The sequence below is a fragment of the Lentzea sp. NPDC037011 genome, from assembly GCF_055607425.1.
On the sequence record NZ_JBVJRT010000016.1, the window covers coordinates 102660 to 126590 of the forward strand.

Annotated in this window: 24 protein-coding genes and 1 riboswitch; of the genes, 16 read left to right on the top strand and 8 right to left on the bottom strand. The window is 71.1% G+C overall.

Going from position 1 to position 23931, the window contains the following annotated elements; translation table 11 throughout:
* Positions 1-44: 44 nt before the first annotated feature.
* Entirely contained in the window at positions 45-428 is a 384-nt protein-coding gene (locus ACZ7CH_RS36580) for a VOC family protein (RefSeq protein WP_360399353.1), read from the top strand.
* Here the strand turns inward: ACZ7CH_RS36580 and ACZ7CH_RS36585 are convergent.
* Positions 410-1312 (bottom strand): AraC family transcriptional regulator, encoded by a 903-nt coding sequence (locus tag ACZ7CH_RS36585; RefSeq protein ID WP_470376028.1) that lies wholly within the window; start codon positions 1310-1312, stop codon positions 410-412. The two genes, ACZ7CH_RS36580 and ACZ7CH_RS36585, sit on opposite strands and share 19 nt — an antisense overlap.
* On the opposite strand from ACZ7CH_RS36585, the gene ACZ7CH_RS36590 reads away from it, so the two are divergent.
* Positions 1311-1805 (top strand): anthrone oxygenase family protein, encoded by a 495-nt coding sequence (locus ACZ7CH_RS36590; RefSeq protein WP_470376029.1) that lies wholly within the window; start codon positions 1311-1313, stop codon positions 1803-1805. The genes ACZ7CH_RS36585 and ACZ7CH_RS36590 overlap by 2 nt on opposite strands.
* Here the strand turns inward: ACZ7CH_RS36590 and ACZ7CH_RS36595 are convergent.
* Both ACZ7CH_RS36595 and ACZ7CH_RS36600 read right to left on the bottom strand, forming a co-directional pair.
* The gene (locus ACZ7CH_RS36595) at positions 1783-2982 is read right to left on the bottom strand and encodes a cytochrome P450 (protein ID WP_470376030.1); all 1200 of its coding nucleotides are present in this window, start codon (positions 2980-2982) and stop codon (positions 1783-1785) included. The genes ACZ7CH_RS36590 and ACZ7CH_RS36595 overlap by 23 nt on opposite strands.
* A gap of 202 nt (positions 2983-3184) precedes the next feature.
* Positions 3185-4105: a carbon-nitrogen hydrolase family protein gene (locus tag ACZ7CH_RS36600; RefSeq protein ID WP_470376031.1), complete on the bottom strand. Its 921-nt coding sequence runs from the start codon at positions 4103-4105 to the stop codon at positions 3185-3187.
* 24 nt (positions 4106-4129) lie between these two features.
* On the opposite strand from ACZ7CH_RS36600, the gene ACZ7CH_RS36605 reads away from it, so the two are divergent.
* Entirely contained in the window at positions 4130-4624 is a 495-nt protein-coding gene (locus tag ACZ7CH_RS36605; protein ID WP_470376032.1) for a DinB family protein, read from the top strand.
* Positions 4625-4643: 19 nt separating this feature from the next.
* Here ACZ7CH_RS36605 and ACZ7CH_RS36610 read toward each other — a convergent pair whose 3' ends face one another.
* Complete coding sequence (locus ACZ7CH_RS36610) at positions 4644-6728, bottom strand: RecQ family ATP-dependent DNA helicase (RefSeq protein WP_360399331.1); 2085 nt, start codon at positions 6726-6728, stop codon at positions 4644-4646.
* 63 nt (positions 6729-6791) lie between these two features.
* Here ACZ7CH_RS36610 and ACZ7CH_RS36615 point away from each other — a divergent pair, with 63 nt between their 5' ends.
* The 10 genes from ACZ7CH_RS36615 to ACZ7CH_RS36660 all read left to right on the top strand — a co-directional run bounded on the left by ACZ7CH_RS36615 (position 6792) and on the right by ACZ7CH_RS36660 (position 17532).
* Entirely contained in the window at positions 6792-8057 is a 1266-nt protein-coding gene (locus tag ACZ7CH_RS36615) for a glutamate-5-semialdehyde dehydrogenase (protein ID WP_470376033.1), read from the top strand.
* Between the two features lie 16 nt (positions 8058-8073).
* Positions 8074-9243: a cytochrome P450 gene (locus ACZ7CH_RS36620; RefSeq protein WP_470376034.1), complete on the top strand. Its 1170-nt coding sequence runs from the start codon at positions 8074-8076 to the stop codon at positions 9241-9243.
* A 179-nt stretch (positions 9244-9422) separates the two neighbouring features.
* A complete protein-coding gene (gene nadD, locus ACZ7CH_RS36625; RefSeq protein WP_360399323.1) occupies positions 9423-10004 on the top strand; it encodes a nicotinate-nucleotide adenylyltransferase in 582 nt (193 codons plus the stop codon).
* An 85-nt stretch (positions 10005-10089) separates the two neighbouring features.
* Complete coding sequence (cspE, locus tag ACZ7CH_RS36630) at positions 10090-10293, top strand: transcription antiterminator/RNA stability regulator CspE (RefSeq protein WP_053735596.1); 204 nt, start codon at positions 10090-10092, stop codon at positions 10291-10293.
* A gap of 142 nt (positions 10294-10435) precedes the next feature.
* Entirely contained in the window at positions 10436-10825 is a 390-nt protein-coding gene (gene rsfS, locus ACZ7CH_RS36635; RefSeq protein ID WP_360399320.1) for a ribosome silencing factor, read from the top strand.
* A gap of 3 nt (positions 10826-10828) precedes the next feature.
* Entirely contained in the window at positions 10829-11434 is a 606-nt protein-coding gene (locus ACZ7CH_RS36640) for a histidine phosphatase family protein (RefSeq protein WP_360399317.1), read from the top strand.
* Entirely contained in the window at positions 11431-12144 is a 714-nt protein-coding gene (gene octT, locus ACZ7CH_RS36645) for a diglucosylglycerate octanoyltransferase (RefSeq protein WP_470376035.1), read from the top strand. Before ACZ7CH_RS36640 ends, octT begins: the two co-directional genes overlap by 4 nt.
* 20 nt (positions 12145-12164) lie before the next feature.
* Complete coding sequence (locus ACZ7CH_RS36650) at positions 12165-13058, top strand: DegV family protein (RefSeq protein ID WP_470376036.1); 894 nt, start codon at positions 12165-12167, stop codon at positions 13056-13058.
* 87 nt (positions 13059-13145) lie between these two features.
* Positions 13146-13823 carry a ComEA family DNA-binding protein gene (locus ACZ7CH_RS36655; RefSeq protein WP_470376037.1) on the top strand — a complete coding sequence of 226 codons (678 nt, stop codon included), beginning with the start codon at positions 13146-13148 and terminating at the stop codon, positions 13821-13823.
* Between the two features lie 955 nt (positions 13824-14778).
* Positions 14779-17532 carry a DNA internalization-related competence protein ComEC/Rec2 gene (locus ACZ7CH_RS36660; protein ID WP_470376038.1) on the top strand — a complete coding sequence of 918 codons (2754 nt, stop codon included), beginning with the start codon at positions 14779-14781 and terminating at the stop codon, positions 17530-17532.
* 79 nt (positions 17533-17611) lie between these two features.
* Here ACZ7CH_RS36660 and thrC read toward each other — a convergent pair whose 3' ends face one another.
* On the bottom strand, positions 17612-18868 hold the full coding sequence (gene thrC / locus ACZ7CH_RS36665) for a threonine synthase (RefSeq protein ID WP_458433914.1): 1257 nt from the start codon (positions 18866-18868) through the stop codon (positions 17612-17614).
* 11 nt (positions 18869-18879) lie between these two features.
* A riboswitch (SAM riboswitch) is annotated at positions 18880-18999 on the bottom strand.
* 78 nt (positions 19000-19077) lie between these two features.
* On the opposite strand from thrC, the gene holA reads away from it, so the two are divergent.
* Entirely contained in the window at positions 19078-20055 is a 978-nt protein-coding gene (holA, locus tag ACZ7CH_RS36670) for a DNA polymerase III subunit delta (RefSeq protein ID WP_458433912.1), read from the top strand.
* A gap of 201 nt (positions 20056-20256) precedes the next feature.
* Here the strand turns inward: holA and rpsT are convergent, their stop codons facing one another.
* The 3 genes from rpsT to ACZ7CH_RS36685 form a co-directional block, all read right to left on the bottom strand.
* A complete protein-coding gene (rpsT, locus tag ACZ7CH_RS36675; protein ID WP_030468084.1) occupies positions 20257-20523 on the bottom strand; it encodes a 30S ribosomal protein S20 in 267 nt (88 codons plus the stop codon).
* 231 nt (positions 20524-20754) lie between these two features.
* On the bottom strand, positions 20755-20967 hold the full coding sequence (locus tag ACZ7CH_RS36680; protein ID WP_360399296.1) for a type II toxin-antitoxin system antitoxin: 213 nt from the start codon (positions 20965-20967) through the stop codon (positions 20755-20757).
* Positions 20967-21899 carry an SPFH domain-containing protein gene (locus ACZ7CH_RS36685; RefSeq protein WP_458433908.1) on the bottom strand — a complete coding sequence of 311 codons (933 nt, stop codon included), beginning with the start codon at positions 21897-21899 and terminating at the stop codon, positions 20967-20969. Before ACZ7CH_RS36685 ends, ACZ7CH_RS36680 begins: the two co-directional genes overlap by 1 nt.
* A gap of 73 nt (positions 21900-21972) precedes the next feature.
* Between ACZ7CH_RS36685 and ACZ7CH_RS36690 the strand changes: the two genes are divergently transcribed.
* The gene (locus tag ACZ7CH_RS36690) at positions 21973-22407 is read left to right on the top strand and encodes an NUDIX hydrolase (protein WP_360399290.1); all 435 of its coding nucleotides are present in this window, start codon (positions 21973-21975) and stop codon (positions 22405-22407) included.
* A gap of 43 nt (positions 22408-22450) precedes the next feature.
* Positions 22451-23794, top strand: coding sequence for a polysaccharide lyase 6 family protein (locus ACZ7CH_RS36695; protein ID WP_470376039.1), 1344 nt, complete (start codon positions 22451-22453; stop codon positions 23792-23794).
* Positions 23795-23931: the final 137 nt, after the last annotated feature.

Sequence of the window (23931 nt, forward strand, 5' to 3'; positions counted from 1 at the left end):
CTGTGGGTGCGTCTCATCAGGCGGGGAGGGCGATACTCGTCGGCGTGCGATCCATTGGTTTGGTGACGTTGGTGGTCCGCGACTACGACGAGGCGATCCGCTTCTACGTGGACGGTCTCGGGTTCACACTGGTCGAGGACACGCCGCAGGGCGACAAGCGCTGGGTGGTGGTGTCGGCGGGCGACGGTGCGTCGTTGTTGTTGGCGGAGGCCACATCGGAGGAACAGGCCGCACGCGTCGGTGACCAGACCGGTGGCCGGGTCGGGTTCTTCCTCACCACCGACGACTTCGACCGCGACCACGCCCGCATGACCGCGTTCGGCGTGCGCTTCCTGGAGACGCCACGCGACGAGGTCTACGGCAAGGTGGCCGTGTTCGAAGACCTCTACGGCAACCGCTGGGACCTGCTTCAGCCCGCGCGGGCCTGACCGGGCGAGACGCCGACGACGCGTTTGAACGCCCGGCTGAACGCTGCCTCCGACTCGTAGCCCAGGCCGCGTGCGATCTCGCTGACCGTGGAGTCGCGGTCCTGCAAGCGGTTCATCGCCACGTGCATGCGCCACCGCGTCACGTACCGCATCGCCGGCTCACCGACCAGGCCGGTGAAGCGGGCCGCGAACGCCGAACGGGACATCGCGGTCCGCTGGGCGAGGCGGTCGACGGTCCACGGGTGCGCGGGATCGCGGTGGATCAACGCGAGCGCCTGGCCGATCTGCCGGTCCTGCAACGCGCCCAGCCACCCGGTGCGCGCCGCCGGGTCGTTCGCGAGCCAGGAGCGGATGGTCTGGGTCACCAGCACGTCGGCGAGGCGGGTGATGACCGCCTCCCCGCCGGGGCGCAGCGTCCGCGCCTCGGCGGCCATCAGGTCGATGATCGCGCGCATGTCGTCGGCCTGGCGGACGTGCAGGACCTGCGGCAGCACCTCGACCAGGTGCTGGGCGGCCGGGTGGTCGAACCGCACCGTGCCGCACACCAGGTGCGTCACGCCGCCACCGCCGCCATGGCGCAGGATCGCGTAGTTGTCGGTCTCGAACTCGTGCGACAAGGTCGTCACCACCGGCGACGCGGCGTCCGCGGTGCTGAACAGGCGGTGGCCCTGGCCGCCGGGCACCAGCAGGACGTCACCGGGGGCGAGGACGGTGGTCCCGCCGTCGGCCTCGACCTGGCAGCGACCGCTCGTGAGCACGTGGAACCACAGGCAGTCCGCCATGTCGGGCATCGTGAGGCCCCACGGCTCGGTCAGCTCGTTCCGGCAGTAGAAGGTGCCGGACATGCGCAGCAGGTGCAGGGCTTCGGCCAGCGCGTCCGTCATGCCCGTCATCCTGGACGATCGAGCAAAGCTGCGCGATGAACTGTCATTGAGAGTCCACGCTGATCGGGACAGGGTTGGCATCATGGACACCACCACGCTCATCGCAACCGCCGCAACCGGTCTGATGGCCGGCGTCTTCTTCGCGTTCTCCACCTCGGTGATGCCCGGTCTCGCGGACCTTCCGCCCGAACACGGCCGCGCGGCCATGCGGCGCCTGAACGCCCGCATCCAGAACCCGGTGTTCCTGCTCGTCTTCCTCGGTACCGCGGTGGTGTGCGGGATCGAGGTCGTCCAGGGGCGCCATGTCGGCGGCCTGCTTTACCTCGTCGGCGTGTTCGTGCTGACGATGGTCGTCAACGTGCCGATGAACAACCGTCTCGAACGGACCGACGACGCCTACTGGCCCGAGTACCTGCGCCGGTGGACGTTGTGGAACCACGTGCGCGGCGTCGCCGGTCTCGCCTCGGCGGTCACCCTGCCACTCGGACTTTGATGCCTTGCTTCGGTCGCATCGCCGCCAGGCTCACCGGTGTGACCCGCTGGGCGAGCAACACCGGTTTCGGCCGCTGCAGCAAAGCCTTCAGCATCACGGTCAGCTCCGTCACCGCGAGACCGGCACCGATGCACCGGTGCGGCCCGCCGCCGAACGGCAGGAACTCGTGCGGCGCGGGCTTGTGCTCCCAGCGGTCCGGGTCGAACCGCAGCGGATCCGGCCACACCTCGGGCAACCGGTGCGTGACGTACGGGCTGTACAGCAGGAAGGTGCCCTGCTCGATCCGCTTCCCGGCGAACTCGAAGTCCCGCGTCGCGGTCCGCGCCGATACCACCGCGGGCGGGTAGAGCCGCAGCGTCTCGTTCACGACGTTGCCGAGGAACTCGTCGTCCTCCGCCGCGCGCTCCCAGATCCCGTTGTGCCGCAACAGGTTGAACACCGACCACGCCATCGCGGCACTCGTCGTCTCGTACCCGGCGGCGATCAGCGTCACCACCTGGTCGCGCACCTCCAGGTCGCTCAGCCCGTCGTCACCCCCGCCGTGCACGAGCGCCGCGAGCACGTGGTCGTCCTCGGCCGTCCCCTTCTCCCGCGCCTCCTCGATCGCCCGGTACACCCGCGCGTCGACGGCCCGCCGCGCCCGCATCGCGTTGCGCCAGGCAGGGGCGTTCAGCCGGCGCAGCACCGTCACCACGGCCGGGTTGCGGTCGATCAGGTTGATCAGCACCTGCAGGTGCGCCCCGAAGAAGTCCGCGTCCCCGGCGAGCTCCGCCCCGAACAACGCCTCGATCGTGCTGCGCCGGATCGCCCGCCGGAACTCCTGGTAGACGTCGACCACCGCACCGGGCCGCCACGCGTCGAGCGCCGCCTCGGCGTTGGCCGCCATCACCGGTGCGTACCCGGCGATCCGCCGGTGCGCCAACGCCGGCTGCACGAGCCGGCGCCGCCGCCCGTGGTCCTCGCCGTCGCTGACGATCAACGACGTCGGCCCGTCGACCGGCACCAGCGACTGGAACGCCCGCTCCACCCCGAACAGCCCGGAGTTCGCGAACACGAACCGGTTCGCCTCCGGCCCGAGCAGGTAGGTGTACGGCCCCAGCCGCACGACCGGCCCGAACCGCCGGTGTGCCGCGAGGAGGAGCTCGGCCCGCCGGAACCGCACGACACCCGCAGTCATGCCGAGGACACTGCCACAGAGGCCCCTTCGGCAGGTGGCCTACCGCAGCGGTCGACCCGCCACGGCTGGTCGGTGAGCACCAACGTGAACACCACAGCGATGCTGTTCATCGAGTCCTACAGGGCGTGCGGGAACGACACCCCGAGGTGCGCGGCGAACAGCCGCCCGGTGAGCATGAAGTGCTCGCGCCCGCTCCGGTCCGTCAGCCGGGAAAGCCCCGTCTTCGGTCCACGCTCACCCCGAACACGTCCGGTCTCGCCCTGAGCCCGTCCGGGTCGAGCTCCCGCCGCGCACCGCGCACCTCCGCGGGGTCGATGTCGGCGATCACGAGCCGCTCCTCGCCCCGCACGGGTGCCACCAGCCACCGGCCGTCCGGCCCCGCGATCGCCGACCCGCCGTCGTAGGGCGAGCGGTGCCGGGCCGCAAGAATCTCGTCCCGCAGCGGGAAACCGGCGGGCACGTCCGCGTAGTCGACCACCGCTCCGGCCGCGAGCGAGTACACCCCGCCCTCCAGCGCGACGAACCGGGTGATGTCGCCGGTCAGCCTGGTGGAGCCCGGCCACACCGACACGTGCAGGTCCGGTGCCTGCGCGTAGAGGGTGTGCCGCGCCAACGGCATCCAGTTCTCCCAGCAGCACAGGCCGCCGACGCGCACACCGCCGACCTCGTGCACCTGCAGGCCGTGCCCGTCCCCGTTGCTCCACACCGCCCGTTCCTCCGGCGTGGGCACCAGCTTGCGGTGCACTCCGCACACACCGGTCACCGGGTCGATGGCCAGCAGCGTGCAGTACACGGTGCCGCGCCCCGGCCCGCGCTCGGCGATCCCGAGGTAGGTGAACACTCCGTGGTCCCGGACGGACTCGACGACCACCCGCACCTCGGGTCCGCTCAGCTCGACCGCGAGCTCCCGGTACGCCGCGCAGGCCGCCTCCTGCCGGTCGTCGGCGAACTCCACACCACCGGCCTCGCTGAGCCAGATCGGGTAGCCCGGCAAGAAGGTCTCCGAGAACACGACGAGCTCCACACCCTCCGCCGCGGCCCGCCCCACGAAGTCGACCACCTTGCGCACCCCTGCCTCGCGGTCCAGCCACGGACAGCGGGCCTGGGCAGCGGCAACGCGCACGACGACCTCCTCTAGGTTGACGACATGGCTGTCTCCCAACGCGACCTGCTGCGCTGGCAGTTCGAGCTGACCTGGTCGCTGTTCGAGCACCACCTGGAGCTGCTGGACCCCGCGGACCTCCTCTGGGAACCGCAGACCCCTGCCGTGTTCACCATGCGCCACAACGGCACGGCGTGGGACCGCGACTGGCCCACGCCCGAGCAGGAACCCACCGGCGTGGCCACGGCAGCCTGGCTGACGTGGCACATCGGCTGGTGGTGGACGGCCGCGGTCGACCACGTGCGCGGGGACGAGCCGCGAGAGGTGGTGTGGCCGGGGCCGGAGCTGGCCGTGGAGTGGTTGCGCGGATTGCGCGCGCAGTGGCTGGACGTGCTGGCGACCGCCGACCTGGAGGCGACCACCGGCTTCCCGTGGCCGGACGGGACGATGTCCGTCGCGCACACCCTCGCCTGGGTCAACGCCGAGCTGATGAAGAACGTGGCCGAGATCGGACAGCTCCGGCGGCTGGCCGCCCGCTAGCCGGTTCCTGGACCCGCCGTCAGTTCGTCACCGCCAGCGCGAACGGCAGCACCGCGGGCACCCCCTCCCTCCTGAGCAGCCGGGCGGCCACGGTCATCGTCCAGCCGGTGTCGACGTGGTCGTCCACCAGCAGCACCGGACCGTCCACACCGGACAGGTCGGGGACCTCGCCGGACCGCACCAGGCCGGCCAGCCGCTGGGCGCTGTTGGCCCGGTGCGTCGACTCGCCGAGCCAGACCGTGCCCAGCAACGGCAGCCGGCCGATCGACGAGATGCGCTGACCGAAGCTGCCCACCAGGGACGGGCGGTTGCGGGAGCCGACCACCACCACGCCGACCGGGCGCTCGTCCCAGCCCCACGCCGACAGCACCTTCACGCAGGCCGCGAACACGTCGTCGGGGATCTCCCGGTCGGCGCCGTCGGCGAGCAGGTCGCGCAGCCGGTTGCCCCAGCCGATGTCGGTGAGCCGGCCCAGCGCCCGTCCCGTGGCCGCCACCTCGGACGCGGGGATCTTGCCGGACAGGTCGACGCCGATCGCCTTCATGCCGGTCGGCCACATCTTGCGCGGCGCCACGTCGACGCCCGGCCGCAGCAGCCGTTCGCGGGCAGCGCCGGCCGCGGTCTCGGACACGTCCACCGACAACCGCTCGCCCGTGCAGTTGTCGCAGCGGCCGCAGTCGTGCGCGGTCGGGTCGTCGAGCTGGTCCTGCAGGAACCGCATCCGGCACGCCGACGTCCGCTGGTACTCGATCATCACCTGCTGCTCGGCGCGGCGGGCTTCGGCGATCCGCGCGTACCGCTCGCCGTCGTACTCCCACGGCCGCCCGGTCGCCTCCCAGCCACCGCGCACCCTGCGGACGGCGCCGTCCACGTCCAGCACCTTGAGCACGACCTCGAGCCGCCCGCGCGACAGCTCGACCACCGGCTCCAGCGCGGCCGTCGACAGCGCCCTGCCCGCCCCGGACAACGCGGACAGCACCTGCCGCACGACCACCTCGGCCGGGAACGCCAGGGACGCGAAGTACGCCCAGATGTCCCGGTCCTCGTGGCCGGGCAACAGGATCACCTCGGCGCGTTCGACACCGCGGCCCGCCCGGCCGATCTGCTGGTAGTAGGCGATGGGGGAGGAGGGCGCGCCGACGTGCACGACGAACCCCAGGTCCGGCTTGTCGAACCCCATGCCCAGCGCGGAGGTGGCCACGAGGGCCTTGACCCTGTTGGCGAGCAGGTCCTCCTCGGCCCGCTGCCGTTCGGCCGGCTCGGTCTTGCCCGAGTACGCGGCCACCGCGAAGCCCCGGTCGGACAGGAACGCGGCGATGTCGTCCGCCGCCGCGACCGTGAGGGTGTAGATGATCCCCGAGCCCGGCAGCCGCTCCAGCCGCTCGGCGAGCCAGCCCAGGCGCGCCTCGGCGGTCGGCAGCTGCGCCACGCCCAGCCGCAGGCTGTCGCGGTCCAGCGGCCCGCGCAGCACCAGCGTGCCCTCCTCGGCACCGAGCCCCAGCTGCTCGGTGACGTCGTGGACCACCCGGTCGTTGGCCGTCGCCGTCGTCGCCAGCACCGGCACGCCCGGCGGCAGCTCCGCCAGCAGCGTCCGCAGCCTGCGGTAGTCCGGCCGGAAGTCGTGGCCCCAGTCGGAGATGCAGTGCGCCTCGTCGACCACGAGCAGACCGGCCGAGGCCGTCAGCGAGGGCAGCACCGAGTCGCGGAAGTCCGGGTTGTTCAGCCGTTCCGGGCTCACCAGGAGCACGTCGACCTCACCGGCGGCGACCTGCGCCTGCACCGCGTCCCACTCGTCGGTGTTGGCGGAGTTGATCGTCACCGCGTGCACCCCGGCCCGCGCCGCCGCGTCGACCTGGTTGCGCATCAACGCGAGCAACGGCGAGACGATGACCGTCGGGCCCTCACCGAGCTGCCGCAGCAACGCCGTGGCGATGAAGTACACCGCCGACTTGCCCCACCCCGTGCGCTGGACGACCAGCGCCCTGCGGCGCTGCGCCACGAGGGTGTGGATCGCCGTCCACTGGTCCTCGCGCAGCACCGCCTCCGGGCCCGCCAGTGCCCGGAGCCGCTCCTCCGCCAGTTCCCGCAACGCGATGTCGTCCATGGGGAGCAAGCTTGCCAGGTAGGTCTGACAATTGTGATTGCCGCAGGTCGTAAGCTGTGCGGCGTGACTGAAGACCTGCGCGACCAGGTGCACGCCGCAGCCCGCCGCGCCCGCGTCGCCGCCGACGACCTCGTCCTCGCCACCCGTGAGCGCAAGGACGCCGCGCTGCACGAGATGGCCGCCGCCCTCCGCGCGCGCACGCCGGAGATCATCGAGGCCAACGGGAAGGACCTCGAAGCGGGCAGGGCGGCCGGTCTGCCGGAAAACATCCTCGACCGGCTCACGCTGACCGAGGCGCGCGTCGACGCCGTGGCCAAGGGCCTGGAGACCGTCGCGGGACTCGCCGACCCGGTCGGCGAGGTCGTGCGCGGCTCGATCCTGCCGAACGGGCTGGAGCTCAAGCAGGTCCGCGTCCCGATGGGCGTCGTCGGCATGGTCTACGAGGGCCGCCCGAACGTCACGGTCGACGCCGCCGGTCTCGCGCTGAAGTCGGGCAACGCCGCTCTGCTGCGCGGTTCCTCGACCGCAGAGCACTCGAACACGACGCTCGTCGCCGTCCTGCGCGACGCGCTCGAAAGCGTGAACCTGCCGGCTGACTGCGTACAGCTGCTGCCGTGCCACGACCGCGCGTCCGTCACGGCCCTCATCACCGCACGCGGCCTGGTCGACCTGGTGATCCCGCGCGGCGGCTCCGGCCTGATCAACGCCGTCGTCGAGCAGGCGACCGTGCCCACGATCGAGACCGGCGTCGGCAACTGCCACGTCTACGTGGACGCGCACGCCGACCTCGACATGGCCGAGGCCATCGTCCTCAACGCCAAGACCCGGCGCACCAGCGTGTGCAACGCGGCCGAGTCCCTGCTGGTGCACAAGGACGTCGCCGCGGAGTTCGTCCCGCGCATCACCAAGGCGCTGCAGCAGGAGGACGTCACCGTCCACGGTGACGACCAGTTCGCGCAGCAGCCCGATGTCGTGCAGGCCAACGACGACGACTGGGGCACCGAGTACCTGAGCCTCGACATCGCCGCGAGGGTGGTCGACTCCCTCGACGACGCGGTCAAGCACATCGCCCAGCACGGCTCCGGGCACAGCGAGGCCATCGTGACGAACGACGTCGCGGCGGCACGCAGGTTCACCGCCCGTGTGGACGCGGCGGCGGTGTTCGTCAACGCCTCCACGGCCTTCACCGACGGCGCCGAGTTCGGCATGGGCGCGGAGATCGGCATCTCCACGCAGAAGCTGCACGCCCGCGGCCCGATGGGCCTGACCGAGCTGACGTCCACGAAGTGGGTCGCGTGGGGCGAAGGGCACACGCGCCCGAAGGCGTAGCCCTACCTTCGGGGACATGGCTCCCACCTACCCGTTCTCCGAACCCGACGGCCTGGCCCTCGACCCGGCGTATGAACGGTTACGGCGCGAAGAACCCGTTGCGCGCGTGATGTTCCCCTACGGCGGCGAGGGCTGGCTCGTCACGTCGTACGAAGAGACGAAGTTCGTCCTGGGCGACCCGCGGTTCAGCCGCGCCCGCACCGTCGGGCGGGACGTGCCGCGGATGCAGCCCCTCATCGCGCCCGGCGGGTCGATCCTGACCTCCGACGGCGAGGACCACGCCCGCCTGCGCCGCCTCGTGTCGAAGGCGTTCACCGTGCGGCGGGTCGAGGCGCTGCGGCCGCGTGCCCAGGAGATCACCGAGGACCTGCTCGACCGCCTCGACAACCCCGGCGACCTGGTCGAGGGCTTCACGACGCCGTTCCCGGTCACGATCATCTGCGAGCTGCTCGGCGTGCCCTTCGCGGACCGCGCGGAGTTCCGCACGTGGTCGAACCAGGTCATGGGCACGGTCGGCGGCAACACGCCCCAGGAGGCGGCGGAGGGCGTCGCGAAGCTCCACGCCTACTTCACCGCACTGGTGGCGAAACGCCGTGCGCAGCCCACGGACGACCTGTACAGCGCACTGGTCGCCGCCCGTGACAACGACGACCGGCTCAGCGAGGACGAGCTGGTCCGGTTCGGCATCACGCTGCTCGTCGCCGGTCATGAGACCACCGCGAACATGCTCGGCAACAGCATCCTCACGCTGCTGGAACACCCCGGCGTCTGGCAGCGGCTGGTCGACGACCCCCAGGAAGTTCCCCGCGCGGTCGAGGAGCTGCTGCGGTTCGTCCCGCTGGGCAGCGGCGCCGGCTTCCCGCGGATCGCGACCGAGGCCGTCCGGATCGGGGACGTGCGGGTCGAGGAGGGTGACGCGCTGCTGGTCGTGGTGTCGTCGGCCAACCGCGACGAGTCCGTGTACCGCGACAGCGCCGAGTTCGACCTGGACCGCGAGACCGGTCAGCACCTGCAGTTCGGCCACGGCGTCCACTTCTGCCTCGGTTCGCAGCTCGCGCGGATGGAGCTGCACGTCGCACTGGCCGCGGTGCTGCGCAGGATGCCGGGGCTGCGGCTGGCCGAACCCGTCGAGTTCCGCAAGGGTTCGCTGGTCAGGGGCCCGTTGCGGCTCGTGGCGAGCTGGTGAGAAAAATCTTCACGAAGTCGCGTAATGGGGGAGCGGCGGGTGCGTTTCCCCGGTGCGCGGCTCTGCTTCGGGGTGGGCCGCGACCCGCACGGCCCGTCCTCCCCCTGGGCCGTGCGGTGTGATCAGCACGACGGGCGCCGGAGCTCGGGAGCGGTCCGGCGCCCGTCTACGCTGTTTCGATGCGCATCGGCGTCATGGGCGGCACGTTCGACCCCGTCCACCACGGCCACCTCGTGGCCGCCAGCGAGGTGCAGGCCAGGTTCGACCTGGATCGCGTGATCTTCGTGCCGACCGGTCAGCCCTGGCAGAAGGCGTCGCGCGAGGTCTCCCCGGCCGAGGACCGCTACCTGATGACGGTCATCGCCACCGCGTCCAACCCCCGGTTCTCGGTCAGCCGCGTGGACATCGACCGCGAGGGCCCCACCTACACCGTGGACACGCTGACCGACCTCAAGGCGCAGTACCCGGACGCCGAGCTGTTCTTCATCACCGGCGCGGACGCGCTCGAGCAGATCCTGTCCTGGAAACGCGCGGAGGACGCGTTCGCGTTGGCCCACTTCATCGGAGTCACCCGTCCGGGCTACACGTTGGACGACCACCACCTGCCGCCGGGCGCCGTCTCGTTGGTCGAGGTCCCGGCCATGGCGATCTCCTCCACGGGCTGCCGCGACCGCACCGCCTCGGGCCAACCGGTCTGGTACCTCGTACCGGACGGGGTGGTCCAGTACATCGCCAAGACGGGCCTGTACTCCGAGTCGTAATCACGTTCGAGTGGATTTTGCGTGCATCCGAGGGCCCGGGGAGCAACAATCGACGGGTTGTTGCTGGTTCGTGGAAGGCAAGACTTTGGCTACAGGCACCGTGAAGTGGTTCAACGCCGAAAAGGGCTTCGGGTTCATCGCGCCCGACGACGGCTCGGCTGACGTCTTCGTGCACTACTCGGAGATCCAGTCCAAGGGGTTCCGCTCGCTCGAGGAGAACCAGAAGGTCGAGTTCGAGGTCGGTCAGGGCCAGAAGGGCCCGCAGGCCCAGCAGGTCCGCCCGATCTAGTCTTCGGCGCAGGTGAAGGCCACCTCAGGGCGCTGAGGTGGCCTTCGTCATGCCTGGGCGTGAAGTACCCGTTTGGCGCTCGCCGGTACCCTCAGTAACTCGTGCGGGCGTATCGACGTCCGCCGGAAGTCAGAGGAGTGACGTGGCAGCCACCGACGAGGCACGACGGCTGGCGCTGGTCGCGGCGAACGCAGCGGCCGACAAGAAGGCGCACGACGTGACGGTGCTCGACGTCTCCGACCAGCTCGTGATCACCGATGTGTTCGTGATCGCGTCCGCTCCCAACGAGCGGCAGGTCGGAGCGATCGTCGACAACATCGAGGAGAAGCTGCGGGAGGCCGGCACGAAGCCGGTGCGCCGCGAAGGGGCCCGCGAGGGCCGGTGGGTGCTGCTGGACTTCGTGGACGTCGTCGTGCACGTGCAGCACACCGAGGAGCGCAGCTTCTACGGCCTGGAGCGGCTGTGGAAGGACTGCCCGCGCATCGAGTTCGAAGCGGACGTCCCCGCCGACACCGCGGCCGAGCAGGGGTAGCCGATGGCCCTGAGCCGGCTCGTGCTGTGGCGGCACGGCGAGACCGACTACAACGCGACCGGCCGCCTGCAGGGCCACCTGGACTCGGCGCTCACCGAGACCGGCCTCAACCAGGCGCGCTTCGCCGTTCCGGTGCTCGCCGGCTTCGAACCGGAGGTCGTGGTCGCCTCCGATCTGCAACGTGCGCGCGACACGGCGCGTGTGTTCACCACGTCCGCGGACGTGCCGTTGCGCATCGACGCGCGGCTGCGCGAGACGCACCTGGGCAAGTGGCAGGGGCTGACCACGGCCGAGGTGGACCAGGAGTGGCCGGGTGCGGTCACCGTGTGGCGCACCGACCCCACCTACACGCCGCCGGACGGTGAGTCGCGGGTCGAGGTCGCCGAGCGGGCCATCAAGGTCGTGCAGGAGGTCGACGCGGAGTTCTCCGAGACCGTCCTGCTGTGCGCGCACGGCGGCCTGATCAGCGCGTTGACCGGGCGGCTGCTCGAACTGCCGGTGGAGAACTGGTCGCAGCTCGGCGGCATCTCGAACTGCCACTGGACCGTGTTCACCCGGCGCAACGACCGGTGGCGGCTGTCGTCGTACAACGCGGGCACCACGCGTTGAGACTGCTCGTCCTGGGCGACTCGCTGTCGTTCTTCGGACCGTCCGGGCCGTTGCCCGCCGATCATCCGCGGCTGTGGCACAACCTCTGTGCCGCGGCCCTGGGCGGGTCGGCGGAGCTGGCCGCGGGGTTCGGGTGGACGGCGCGGGACGCCTGGTGGGCGTTGACGGGTGATCCGCGGATCTGGTCGTTGCTGCCGTCCACGGACGTGCTGATCTTCGCGGTCGGCAGCATGGACACGCTGCCGTCGCCGCTGCCGACCTATCTGCGCGAAGGGCTGCGTTATGTGCGGCCTGACTGGTTGCGACGGTGGGTGCGCGCGCGTTACATCGCCGCGCAGCCACTGTTGGCGCCGTATGCGCGCGTTGCCCTGCCTCCGGCGCTGACGGCTCGTTATCTGCGCGACTCGCTGCAGTCGGTGCGCAATCTCCAGTACAAGATGCCCGCGATCGGGATGGTGCCGTCAGTGCACCGGGCCGAGTCGTACGGGTTCGTGCACTCCGGGCACGCGGCTGCGGTGCGGGCCGTGCGCGGGTGGGCCGCACGTGCGGAGGTGCCCCTGCTGGACCTGCCCGCGGTGATCGGTCCGCACGTCCGTTCGGGTGCGGGCAACCCCGATGGGATGCACTGGGGCTGGGAGGGGCACGAGCTGGTGGGCGCGGCCATGGCCGCGCTCATCTCGTCCGTGGCGGTCAATCACACGGAGGAGTGAGGGCCGTAGGCTCGTCGCTCGTGCGCATCTCCATCGTCACCGACTCCACGGCGTATCTGCCCGAGGGGTTCGCGCAGCGCCATTCGATCACCGTGGTGCCGTTGCACGTCGCGGTGGACGGTGCCGGGCGTCTCGACGGCGTCGACTTCGGCCCGGCCGAGCTCGCCGCCGCGCTGGCGGAGCACCGCCGGGTGACCACGTCGCGTCCGACACCGGGCGAGATGGCCGACGTGTACCGGGACGTGTTGTCGTCGTCCGACGCGATCGTGTCCGTTCATCTCTCACGCGAGCTCTCGGGGACGTGGGAGGCAGCACGGCTCGCGGCGGATGAGATCGACCCGTCCCGCATCCGCGTGGTCGACTCGCGGTCGACGGGCATGGGGCTCGGGTTCGCCGTCCTGCGCGCGTGCGCCGCTGTCGGTGCCGGACATTCGCACGCCGAGGTCGAGGACGCCGCGTCCACCGCGGCCGCCGGGACCCGGATGTTCTTCTGCGTCGAAACCCTGGACCACCTGCGTCGCGGCGGCCGGATCGGTGCGGCCGCGGCCCTGGTGGGCACCGCGCTGGCCGTGAAGCCGCTGCTGCACGTCGACGACGGCCGGATCGTGCCGCTGGAGAAGGTGCGCACGATGAGCCGGGCGGTGGCCCGACTGGTGGACCTCGCCGCGGCGGCGGCCGGCGACGGCCCGGTGGGACTGGCCGTGCACCACCTCGCAGCCCCGGAACGCGCCGCAGAACTGGCCACCCACCTGGACGAACGCCTCCCCGGCTCGACCGGGTGCGTGATCTCGGAGGTCGGCGCGGTGATCGGCGCGCACACGGGCCCCGGCGTCCTCGGCGTGGTGGTCCTGCCAGGAGGACCGGACATCCTCCCACACACCCCCGACAATCCCGGTTCCCCGAGCAGCGAGTGATCGCGACCTGTCCACAACCCGCGAGTAACCCACAGCCCGGCACTTCCCCCGCACCCCCCACCCCTCCCACTCCGTAACTTCGACCCCATGCTCCCCCGCCCCCACCAGGACGACACCCCGGCCGACCGCCTGGAAGCACTGGCCGCCAAGGTCCGCGCCGACCCGACCCTCGTCCACGCGAACTCCGCCGACTCCACTGAACACGGCCACCCCCGCCGCTTCCGGCTGCCCCGCCTGCCCCGCCGCGGCCTGCTCGCCTTCGGCATCGCCGTCGCCTGCACGGTCATCGGCCTGTCCACCTGGCTGCAACGCCCCACCGCCGAGTCCGCACCGGACCTGGCCCTGGTCAGCACCAGCGCCCCGGCCCCCGAACTGGTCGTGAACGTGATCGGCGAGGTCGCCACCCCCGGCCTCGTCACCGCCACCTCCGGCGCCCGCGTCGCCGACGCCCTGCGCCTGGCCGGCGGCATCCACCCCGGCACCGACCTCCACGGCCTCAACCTGGCCCGCAAACTGACCGACGGCGAACAGATCGCGGTCGGCATCCCACCCCCACCCGAGGCCGTGCACCCGGCCAAGCTGAACCTGAACACCGCCTCGGCCACCGACCTCGACTCCCTGCCCGGAGTAGGCCCGGTCACCGCCCAGCGCATCGTCGACCACCGCACCCGCAAGGGCCCGTTCGCCTCCGTCGACGAACTCCGCGACGTGGAAGGCATCGGCGACACCAAGCTCGCGAAACTCGCCGACCTGGTCCACACCTGACCCCCAGCGCTTCCACCCGCTGGCCCAACTCGCTGGCCCGCTCACCCCGGACGCCGTGCTCCCACAGCCATCCCGCTGACCTCGCCCGCCCCTGGCTGCCCGCACCTCGTCCCCGCTGACGGCCCGCACCCGAGGCCCGGCGCTCGACACCTCGCCCCACCGCGCCCTGCCCACCGCGCCCTGCCCACCGCGCCCTGCCCACCGCGCCCTGCCCACCGCGCCCTGCCCACCGCGCCCGCGTCCCACTCACGCCCGCGTCCCACCCGCGCCCGCGTCCCACTCACGCCCGCGTCCCACCCGCGCCCGCGTCCCACTCACGCCCGCGCTCCACCCCACGCCCGCGCCCGTGCCCGACGCCGCGCGTTCCACAGCCCACCTCGCACTCGCCGAGAGGAACTCCCATGCCTTGCATCGTCGCCATGCCCGCACCCGACCTCATCTGGCACCAGTCCACCCGCCCCGGCCGCCTGTACTCCGGCCTCCTGCGCACCCCGTTCGTCACCGTCCGCGAGTTCTCCCCGAACGGCCTCCCACACCGCCGAGCCCGCACCCGCACAACAACCAGCCGTGCCCCTGCCACCACGCCCCGGCCTCCCACCGCCTCGCCCCGCCCTCCCACAGCCGCCTCCCGGTCTCCCACGGCCGCACCTCGATCTCCTGCCCCCGCGCCCCGGTCCTCCACCATCGCGGCGCGACCTCCCACACCCGAGCCCCGCAGACACCCAGCCCACGACCACCCCCTAATCCCCGCAACCGCCGCTGTATGGGCAACCGCCCTGGCCGCCCTGTTCCTGACCCGCCACACGGCAGTCCTCATCGGACTGACCACAGGAACAGCCGCCCTGCTCGCCCAACGCCGAGCCTGGCGCCGCCGAGCTTGGTGCTCCAACCGCCGCGCACTCGCCACCCTCCTCACCGACCCCACCCCAAGCGCCCCGACAGCGAAGGCCCGACCATGCCTCGCAGACACCCGGTAACCCACGACTACCGCTTGGTCCCCGCAGCCACCGCGGTGTGGGCAACGGCCCTGTCCGGCCTCTACCTGAGCTGGCAGGCCGCAGTCCTCATCGGACTGTCCGCCGGCGCAGTCGGCCTGATCGCCTGGCACCGGGCGTGGTGGCCCAAGGCGGGCGCGATCGCCCTCGTGCTCGCCGGCCCGATCGCCGGTGCCTGGGTCGGCAGCCACGTCCTGCGCGCCGAGACCCACCCGCTCCGCCTGGCCGCCGACGAGGGCCGCACGACCACGGTGACCGCGGAGCTGAGCACAAGACCGCGTGGCATCCGGGCCGCGGGGTTCGGCGGGCACCAGGCCGGGGTGGACCACGTCGTCGTCACCGCGACGGCGAACGGGGCCACCGTCGTCATCCTCGCGCCGGCCGCGCAGTGGCGTGATCTGCTGCCCGGTCAGCGGGTCACGGTGAAGGGCTCGCTCGCGCCGCCGAGACCGGGCGACCTCACCTCCGCCCTGCTCCGGGTCCGCGGGCCGCCTGCGGACGTGCAGCCGCCACCGGCCTGGCAGCGCTGGGCCGACCACCTCCGCGACGGCCTGAGCAGGGCCAGCGCCACCCTCGGCGAGGAGGAGGCGGGACTGCTGCCCGCGCTGGTGGTGGGCGACACCGAGCACATGGTGCCGCGCATCGTCGACGAGTTCCGAACGGCGGGACTGGCGCACCTGCTCGCGGTGAGCGGCGCGAACCTGGCCATCGTCTGCGGTGCGGTCTACCTGCTGCTGCGGAAGACCGGTCCGCGCAAGGCGGCGGTGGGTGCGTTGGTGGCACTCCTCGGGTTCGTGGCCCTGGCCGGTCCCGAGCCGAGCGTGCTGCGGGCCGCGGTGATGGGTGCCGTCGCGTTGCTGGCGCTGTTCATCGGCCGCGAACGGTCAGCGCTGCCGTCGTTGGCAACGACGGTGCTCGTCCTGGTGCTCGTCGATCCGGCGCTGGGAGCCGATCCCGGGTTCGCGTTGTCCGTGACGGCCACGGCGGCGTTGGTGCTCGTGGCACCGAGATGGGCACGCAGGCTGAAAGAACGCGGTGTGCCGCAAGGGTTCGCCGAAGCGCTTGCTGTGCCCGCAGTCGCCAGCCTCGCGACGGCTCCGCTCGTGGTCGGGTTGTCGGGGCAGATCAGCCTCGTGTCGGTGCTCGCGAACCTGGCCGTCGCACCGGTGGTGGCGCCCGCGACGGTGCTGGGTGTGGTGGCAGCGGTCATCGCGCCGCTGTTCCCACCGGCCGCCGAGGTGGTGGTGCACGTGGCCGGGCCGGCCGTGACGTGGCTGGTCCTGGTCGGGCGGCACGCGGCGACGGTGCCGGGTGCGTCGCTGAGCTGGCCGGAGGGCTGGGTCGGCGGGCTTGCGCTGGCGGTGGTCACGGCGATCGTCTTCCTGTTGTTGCGCAACAAGAAGACGCGGGTGCTGACGGTCGCGCTCCTCGTCGGCGGCTTCGTGGCGCTGGTGCCGATGCGGACCATCGCGCCGATGTGGCCACCGGCCGGCTGGAAGGTCGTGAGCTGCGACGTCGGCCAAGGCGACGCGCTCGTGCTGGCCACCGCGGAGGCCGACCGCGCGGTTGTGGTCGACACCGGGCCCGACCCCGGCGCGATCGACCGGTGCCTGAGGACGTTGGGGATCACGCGGATCCCGCTGATCGTGCTGTCGCACCTGCACGCCGACCACATCGGCGGTCTGCAGGCGGTGCTCGCCGGGCGTGCCGTGGGCGCGGTGGCGGTGGGACCGCTCAAGGAGCCGGCGTGGGCGTGGAAGGAGGTCAACGAGCAGGCGCGCGCGAACGGCGTGCGGGTGCTGGAACCGAAGGCGGGTGAGCGGTTCGCCTGGCCGGGACTGGAACTGGAGGTGCTGGGCCCGCGGCGGCAACCGGTCGTCGCTGAGACGAACACGGTCGTGAACGACTACTCGCTCGTACTGCGGGCCACCACACCCGCGGGCCGGGTGCTGCTCACCGGTGACGTCGAACTGGCCGGCCAGGCCGCGTTGCTGGGGGAGCGGGACCTGGGGGCCGAGGTGCTCAAGGTGCCCCACCACGGCTCGCGCTCCTCGTTGCCCGCGTTCCTGGAACGCGTGCGACCGCGGGTCGCACTGGTGAGCGTCGGCACCGGCAACCGCTACGGGCACCCGAGCCCGCAGGTGATCGACGCGCTGCGGGCGGGTGGCGCCCTGGTGTTGCGCACGGACAAGGACGGCGACCTGGCGGTGTTGCCAGGAAGCCGAGTCGTACGAAGGAAAAGGAGAAGGAAGATGGACCAGGTCTGGATCAGGCTCCACAACGCGCGCTACCCGATCCCTGGTGGCACGCCCGGTTTCGCCTGGGCGATGTGGCAGCCCGGTTACCCCGCCACCCAGTGGCCGCACGACGAACTGAAGCCCGACTTCGCCTACTACCTCTGCGAAACACTGGAGGACGGCAGCCGCGCCATCACCTACCGCGCCCGCGCCACGCACGTGCTGCCACCCACGGAGGCCGCCGACGCGGACGCCGCCTACGACCTCGTCGCCGAGCACGTGTTCGACGACGGCATGCGCATCGCCCCGGACGTCTGGCACGAGTACCACTACAACGCCCTCAAAGCAGAAGCCCCGTGGCCGCAACGGATCGTGGCCTGGCGCGCCGAGGTGGAACCGGTCGGCCCGCACGTTCGCGACGAGCTGCGCCGCTTCCCGCGCACGGGCTGGACGAAGTCGGCCGCGATCACCCTCTGACGCTCACCGCGTGAAACGACGCGGTCCGGGGACGCGGACGTCCCCGGACCGGGAGGAGGTGATCTGCTGAACGAACGACCTAGCCCAGTGCCTTGAGCACGGCCTCGGCCGACGGCGGCACAGTGGCGCGCGGGCCGATCGTGTCGCCGAGGGCGTCGAGGGTCTTGAGGCCGTCACCGGTGATCAGCAGGACGGTCTCGCCGTCGGGGTCGAGCTGGCCCGTCTCGATCAGCTTCTTCGCCGTCGCCACGGTCACGCCGCCGGCGGTCTCGGCGAAGATGCCCTCGGTGCGGGCGAGGAGCTTGATGCCCTCGACGACCTCTTCGTCGGTCACGTCCTCGATGGCGCCGTTGGTGCGGCGGACCGTGTCGAGCACGTACGGGCCGTCGGCGGGGGCACCGATCGCCAGCGAGCGGGCGATGGTGTCGGGGCGGACCGGGCGGATGACGTCGTGGCCGTCCTTGAAGGCGGTGGACACGGGCGAGCAGCCGGTGGCTTGGGCGCCGAACACGCGGTACGGGGAGGCCTCGACGAGGTCGAGCTGGCCGAGCTCGCGGAAGGCCTTGTCGATCTTGGTGAGCTGGGAGCCGGAGGCGACCGGCACGACGATCTGGTCGGGCAGGCGCCAGCCGAGCTGCTCGGCGACCTCGTAGCCGAGGGTCTTGGAGCCCTCCGCGTAGTACGGGCGGACGTTGACGTTCACGAACGCCCAGTCCTCGTGTTCGGCGGCGAGCTCCTGGGCGAGGCGGTTGACGTCGTCGTAGTTGCCGTCGACGGCGATCAGGGCGCCCTCGTAGACGGCGCTCATGAGGATCTTGGCGCGTTCCAGGGAGGAGGGGACCAGTACGACGGACTCCCAGCCGGCGCGGGCGGCGGCCGCAGCGACGGCGTTGGCGAGGTTGCCGGTGGAAGGGCAGGCCAGGACCTTGAAGCCAAGCTCGCGGGCGGCGGCCAGTGCCACGCCGACCACGCGGTCCTTGAAGGAGTGGGTGGGGTTGCCGGTGTCGTCCTTCACCCAGACCTTGCGGACGCCCAGTGCCTTCGCGAGGCGGTCGGCCTCGACCAGGCGGGTGCCGCCGGGGTCGGTGTTCGGGTGCTGCTCCACAGTGGACGGAACGGGCAGAAGGCCGCGGTAGCGCCAGATCGAGCGGGGGCCGGCCTCGATGTCCTCGCGCCGCACCTTGCCGAAGTCGTAGGCCACTTCCAGCGGCCCGAAACACTCGAGACAGGCGTATTCCGGAGCGAGAGGGGTCTCATTTCCGCACTCACGGCACAGCAGCGCGCGGGCGGGGCCGAGGTCGAACTTGGTGCTCGTGGGCACAGTGACAGCAGTCATCGCGAGGTATCTCCTCATCTTTCCCGCGAAATCGAACGGGTCGGAATTGGCACCGTGATCGTCTGCGCATAGCGCTGACGCCGGTTGCCGGGGCTTCTTCGGGCCGGTCCCTCTGCCCCTCTGGATGAGCGGTGTTCAGTTGTGGCCACCAACGTACGGCACGTCTCCGCCGCTCGGCCACAAACGTCCACGATTCGGGACGTGGGAGGATGCGGAGCGTGAGCGCACCGGAGTCACTGCACCTCGTCGTCGGCGAGGAGGAGTTGCTGGTCGAACGCGCAGTTCGCGCGGCACTCGAGGCCGCGCGCGCGGTCGACGCGTCGGCCGACCTGACCCGCGTTCAGGTGAGCGATCTCACGCCGCCGGAGCTCGCCGAGCTGGTGAGCCCGTCGCTGTTCGCCGAGGGCCGGGTGATCGTCCTGCAGAACGCGCAGGACATCAGCAAGGAGATCGCCGACACGGTGCTCTCCTACCTCAAGGCGCCCGCGGACGGGGTGACGCTCGTCGTCGTGCACACCGGTGGCGGCCGCAGCAAGGCGGCCAAGGACCTGCCCGGCCAGCTGAAGAAGGCCGGTGCGGCGGTCACCGAGTGCGGCAAGGTCACCAAGTCGGCCGAGCGCGAGGCGTTCGTGCGCAACGAGGTGCGGCAGGCAGGCGGCAAGATCGACCCCGAGGCGGTCGCGACGCTCATCGACGCCGTGGGCACGAACCTCCGCGAGCTCGCCGCGGCGGCCTCGCAGCTGGTGTCGGACACCGACGGCAAGGTGACGGTCGAGGAGATCCGCCGCTACCACCAGGGCAAGGCCGAGGTGACCGGGTTCGCCGTCGCGGAGAAGGCCGTCACCGGTGACCGTGCGGGCGCGATGGAGTCGTTGCGGTGGGCCATGCAGCTCGGTGTGCCGCACGTGCTGGTCGCCGACGCGCTGGCGGACGCGGTGCGCACGGTCGCACGCGTCTCCGCGGTGGGCCGGGCCGACCCGTTCAGCCTGGCCGGTCCGCTCGGCATGCCGCCGTGGAAGATCAAGAAAGCCCAGGCGCAGGCCCGCGGCTGGGAGCAGGCCGGTCTCGCGGACGCGATGCAGGTGGTCGCGGGGCTCAACGCCGACGTGAAGGGCGTGGCGGCCGACGCCGACTACGCGCTGGAGCGCGCCGTGCTGCGGATCGTGGCGGCACACGGCCGCCGGTAGCACCCTCGCGGCGTTCCCGCGGAACCGTCCACGCACCGGAATTGACCGTGCCGCGCCAGCTTCCGCGCGGAGCGGCGCGTCGTGAAGCCCAATGAGGTGAATGCGTGGAGCGACTCCATGGCCCTCATCCCCACCAGAACAGCGAAAAGGGCCCGCTCCACGAGGAGCGAGCCCTTCCCGACGGCTCTGAGGTGAGCGGAATCAGCCCTCGAGCTGGTTCGCGCGCAGCGCCATCGCCGACTTCTTGTTGGCGGCCTGGTTGGCGTGGATGACGCCCTTGGTGGCGGCCTTGTCGAGCTTGCGGGACGCGTCCTGCAGCAGCTCCAGGGCCTTCGCCTTGTCACCGGCCTCGGCAGCCTCGCGGAACTTGCGGATGGCCGTCTTGAGGGACGACTTGACCGACTTGTTGCGCAGGCGCGCCTTCTCGTTGGTCTTGATCCGCTTGAGCTGGGACTTGATGTTCGCCATGCGACATCACCCTTCTGTGTCGAAACCGGAGTTCGTGACGCGCTTGGTCGGCACCGGCGAGAGCCGGCTCTCCTCCACGGCGGAGCGCCGCGCGTTCACGACGACGAAGGATATCAGGCCAGCTCAGCGCACCGTGAACCCGGCCTTCTCGGCGCGAGCTAGCAGCCCGAACGCCGCGGAAGCGGTTCAATACTGCTGAAACGCCTGTTCAGCGCGCCGCGGCGACCGGTCTCAGCCCTCGTCCGGTTCCGGTTTCTTCGGCGGACGGCCGCGGCGCGGCATCTTCTTCGCTTCACCGGGCAGCCGGCCTGCCTCCGCCAGCGCACGCCGCAGCAGGAACTCGATCTGCGCGTTGGTGCTGCGCAGCTCGTCGTTCGCCCACCTGCTCAACGCGTCGTGCACGGCCGGGTCGAGCCTGAGCAGAACGCTTTTGCGCTCCGCCATCAGGTGTACAGCGACCCGGTGTTGACCACGGGCTGGGTGGAGCGGTCACCGCACAGGACGACGAGCAGGTTCGAGACCATCGCCGCCTTGCGCTCCTCGTCGAGCTCCACGACGTCGTGCGCGGCGAGCCGTTCCAGCGCGAGTTCGACCATGCCGACGGCGCCCTCGACGATCCGGGTGCGGGCCGCCACGACCGCGCCCGCCTGCTGCCGCTGCAACATGGCGTGGGCGATCTCCGGCGCGTACGCGAGGTGCGTGAGCCGCGACTCGATGACCTTCACGCCCGCGGACTGCACGCGTGCCGAGATCTCGATCGCGAGCGTCTCGGTGATCTCGTCCGCGTTCTCCCGCAGCGACAGCCCCGCCCCCTCGTGGTTGTCGTACGGGTAGCTCGTCGCGATGTGCCGGACCGCGGTCTCGGTCTGGATGCCCACGAACCGCACGAAGTCGTCGACCTCGAACCGTGCGCGCGCGGTGTCCTCGACCTGCCACACGACCACGGCGGCGATCTCGATCGGGTTGCCGTCCGCGTCGTTGACCTTCAGCGTCTGCGTCTCGTGGTTGCGGATGCGGGTGGAGATCTTCTCCCGCGTCGTCAGCGGGTTCGCCCACCGCAGACCGTCCGAGCGGACCGTGCCGACGTAGCGGCCGAGGAACTGCAGCACCCGCGCCTCACCGGGCGCGACGGTGAACAGCCCCTTCATCAGCAGCGACGCCGCCAGGAGCACCAGCACCCCCGCGACCAGCAGCCCCGCCGACGGCTCGCCGCCGTTGGCCTCCGCGACCCTGACTCCCTCGATGATCGTCCACACGCCCACCGCGAACACCGCCAACCCTGCGAAGAACATCGGCAGACCGGCGATCTCCCGTGCGTGCTTCTCGCGCACGACAGGTGCCGGCATGTGCACTGTCGTGTCGATGGTTGCGCTCATCCAGACCCCCTGGTGAAGTAGTATCTAAGTGATATCACTTTTTTGCGGGTGATCACAAGTTAGGCTGAGCCGCATGAGGGCGAAGAAGCAGCGTGTGGCCGCGTACGGGGTGTGCGTCGACGAGGCGGACCGGATCCTGCTGGCGCGCTGGCTTGGCCCAACGGGCAAACGTTGGATCCTCCCCGGCGGTGGCATCGAGCACGGCGAGCACCCGTACGACGCGGTCGTCCGCGAGGTCGAGGAGGAGACCGGGTTCACCGTCGAGGTGGTGCGCCTGCTCGGCATCGACTCGGAGCTCCGCACCGAGTCCCGCCACGACTACCACGCACTTCGCATCATGTACGAGGTCCGGATCATCGGCGGCGAGCTGCGCAACGAGGTGGGCGGCACGACCGACCTCGCCCAGTGGCACCCGCTCGCAGACGTCGGACAACTCGACCGCGTGCCGTCCCTCGACACCGCCCTCGGCCTCTACCGGACCGCCCCACCCGCGGGAATTCTGCGGTAGGTTCGCTCCTGCCGCCGCCAACTGCCCACAACGGAGTTGGCGAATGATCCGATCACTGGCCGCTGTCGCCGCGGCCGCCCTGCTGTTGTCCTTCGTCCACGTGCCGGCCCAGGCCGCCGTGGTCGCCGTCTCGACCGTGTCCTCCCTGCAGGCCGCGATCGACACCGCCCGCCCGGGCCAGCGCATCGTCCTCGCACGAGGCGTCCACCAGGCCGACCGGCCCGTCAAGATCACCAGGTCCGGCATCACCGTCGCCGCGCAGACCGTCGGCGCCACGGTGTTCACCGGCAAGGGCGGCATCGAGCTCGGCGAAGTCCGCGACGTCACCGTCGAGGGCTTCGTGTTCGACGGCGAGTCCGGCACGACCGTCCCCGCGGGAGCGCTCGCCACGCGCATCACCCGCAACACCTACAACGGCAACAAGGACGGCGCCTCGCTCACCGTGAGCGCGAACGACGTCGAGGTGGACCACAACACGTTCTCGAACCGTTCGAACGAGGGCGTGTACCTGCAGATCACGGGACCGGGCAGCGAGATCGCCCAGCGCACCCACGTCCACCACAACTACTTCTACAACCACTCGTTCACCGGCTCGAACGGCGGCGAGTCCATCCGGCTCGGCTACAGCCACAAGCAGTCGAAGTCGGCGTACGCGGTCATCGAGCACAACCTGTTCGACAAGGCCAACGGCGATGCCGAGGCCATCTCGGTCAAGTCCTCGGACAACACGGTCCGCTTCAACACCATCCGCAACAGCAAGGGCTACATCGTCCTGCGCCACGGCAACCGCACGGTCGTGGAGGGGAACCTGCTGTTCGGGAGCGGCATCCGGTTCCACGGGAACGACCACCGGGTGTTCAACAACTACGTGCAGAACACCGGTGACCGCGCGATCGTGTTCGGCAAGGGCTCGGAGACCGACAGCGGACCGACCTCCACCTCGCACGACCGCCCCGACCGCGTGACGGTCGCGTTCAACACGCTGGTCGGCACGGGCGCTGTGGTCGACAGCGACACGGGCACGTACGCGCCGAAGGACTGCGTGCTCGCGAACAACATCATCCAGGGGTCGTCGTCGAAGCTGGTCGATCTGATGAGCGGCTCGACGGTGAAGTACGAGGGCAACATCGTCTGGGGCGGTACCGCCGGCATCCCGTCCGGCTACCGCTCGGTCGACCCGAAGCTCGTGCGCGACTCGAACGGACTGCTGCGCCTGTCGTCGGGCAGCCCGGCGATCGACACCTCGGCGGGCACCTACTCGTACGTCATGCGCGACTTCGACCCGCAGGCCCGCTCCGGCAAGCCGGACGTGGGGGCCGACGAGTACAGCACTTCGGCCACGCGGAAGCCGCTCACGACCGCGGACGTCGGCGTGAACGCGCCCTGAGTCGGCGTTTGTCCTGGTGACCGCACGTGTGGCGGTCACCGGGACCCCCCGATTTGGAGATCGAAACACCCCCGTGTAATGTTCTCCATGTCAGAGCGAAGCGGGCCGGAAATCAAAACCGGAACGGGCCTGGCAAA